Source organism: Halobiforma nitratireducens JCM 10879, assembly GCF_000337895.1.
Lineage (GTDB): Archaea > Halobacteriota > Halobacteria > Halobacteriales > Natrialbaceae > Natronobacterium > Natronobacterium nitratireducens.
This window is the reverse complement of sequence record NZ_AOMA01000036.1, coordinates 1-1,806: the sequence shown is the minus strand read 5'-3', so window position 1 is coordinate 1,806 and position 1,806 is coordinate 1. Positions and strand designations below refer to the sequence as shown.

Sequence of the window (1,806 nt, the reverse complement as noted above, 5' to 3'; positions counted from 1 at the left end):
AGCCGTACCCTCGCGAATCGTGGTATCGCTGGCGCGCGTTGCCACCCACGGTGACGACGCCCGCATCCTCGTCGAATCGCCCCTCGAGTTCCATGTCCGGGCGTTGGCCGGCGGACACTAAGTGGCTGTGGATCGCCCGTCCGTGGCTGGGTCGGCAACTCACTGCGGGACCGCTCGTACAACTGGACAACAGTCAGTACCCACCCGATTGCGCCACGACGCCCGTCGCGTTCCGCGACAGGGTCTCGAGTGTGATCGGTGTGTGCATCGCTTCCTCCGGCAGTATCAGTCGCCGCTTGCTGGTCGCTCCTCGAGTCGGCGCTCCCCGATCGGGTCGCAGGTCGCGTCGAGACAGCGGGTGCCGCTTCCGGTGTCGAAGGTCGGCAGACCGCAGCGACACTGCCCGTCGACGACGCCGGCCGGCATCGCGAACCCGGTGTCGCAGTCGGGGTAGTGCTCACAGCCGGCGATGAGCCCGCCGCGCCGGAGGATCCGGAGGTCCCCGTCGCAGTCGGATTCGGGACAGGACCACTCGCGGTCGAAGGCGTCCGAGACCGCGTCGTCCAAGGATTCACAGTCCCGGTCGAGACAGACGTCGAACGCGAGGCCCCGCTCGACGCGCATCCGCGGGAGCCCGCAGTCGCAGTTGCTCGCCTCCCCGCGGATCGTCGCGTCCGAGGGGATGCCGTAGCGGTCCCCGCAGTCGACGCAGTGGATGCCGTTCGACCGAACGAGCGCGCCGCTACAGTCGGGACAGGTTCCGACGACCGGGCCCGCGACCGACGCGGGGTAGTGGGCGAACCCGTCCTGGTCGTGGGCCGCGATCCGCAGCGTCTGGGTATCCTTCTTCGCGACGAGGGTGAACCCGTCCGAGCGGTCGCTCGAGACGCTGTCGGCCCGGGTGAGCCACGCGACCGGCTGGTAGCCGTCCGTGTCGTGGACGAGCACAGTGTTGTCGGGCTTGACGACCGTCGTCATTCGACCGCGGTACTCCTGTTGGTCCCCGCTCTCGGCGATCACGGTACAGTCGCCCGCAAGAATGCGGATCGCGTCGTCGATCATAGGACTCGTGGCCGCCCGTTCGTATTTAAACTCGAAGAAGGGGACCTGTTCACTCGAGACGCTGCCGAGAGGGAGACGTAACACCTTTGTCAGTTCTCCGATCTCCTCCGGTATGACCGAGCCGAACGACGGTGCGGACCCCGGGCCGAGTCTGGACCCGGACGCCGGACCCGAACGGGCCCTCGAGGAACTCGAGGCCCTCGAGGACGAGGTAGTGAGGCTGAAGCGAGTCGTTCGGGACGCGGAGGGTGACACCGACATCGACACCGACACCGACACCGACACGGACGCGCTTCGGAGTCGATTCGAGGACGCTGCTACCCGTCTTCAGAACGCACTTGCGCTCGCAAACGGCGGCCACGGGTCGATCGACACGCGCTCCGGCGGTCGGATCACGCCGCTCGAGCCCGACCCCGGATCGATCGCTCTCGAAGATATCGCCCACGGGCTCTCGAACCTCAGCCGTTTCACCGGCCAAGGGAAGGATTTCTACAGCGTCGCCCGCCACGCCGTTCACGTCAGCCGCGAGGTCGAAGCCCGCGGCGGGAGCCTCGCGGCCCAGCGGTGGGGGCTGCTCCACGACGCCAGCGAGGCCTACCTCTCGGACGTTCCCGCACCCGTCAAGCGGACGCTGCCGGGGTACACCTGCGCCGAGAAGCGACTCCACGAGGCCGTCCGAGAGACGTTCGACCTCGAGGTGTCGGCTGCGGACGAACAACTGGTCGACGCCGCCGATGCTGCTGT

The 1,806-nt window shown here is 67.9% G+C and carries 2 protein-coding genes and 1 pseudogene; 1 reads left to right on the top strand and 2 read right to left on the bottom strand.

What is annotated here, in order from left to right:
* Positions 1–118, bottom strand: a pseudogene (locus tag C446_RS19810) (tRNA-intron lyase); the annotation flags it as partial.
* Positions 119–285: 167 nt separating this feature from the next.
* Positions 286–1,062: an endonuclease NucS domain-containing protein gene (locus tag C446_RS03025; RefSeq protein ID WP_006671588.1), complete on the bottom strand. Its 777-nt coding sequence runs from the start codon at positions 1,060–1,062 to the stop codon at positions 286–288.
* Positions 1,063–1,174: 112 nt separating this feature from the next.
* On the opposite strand from C446_RS03025, the gene C446_RS03020 reads away from it, so the two are divergent.
* Positions 1,175–1,806 (top strand): HD domain-containing protein (locus C446_RS03020; protein WP_006671587.1); only part of this gene is annotated, 632 nt, incomplete at its 3' end.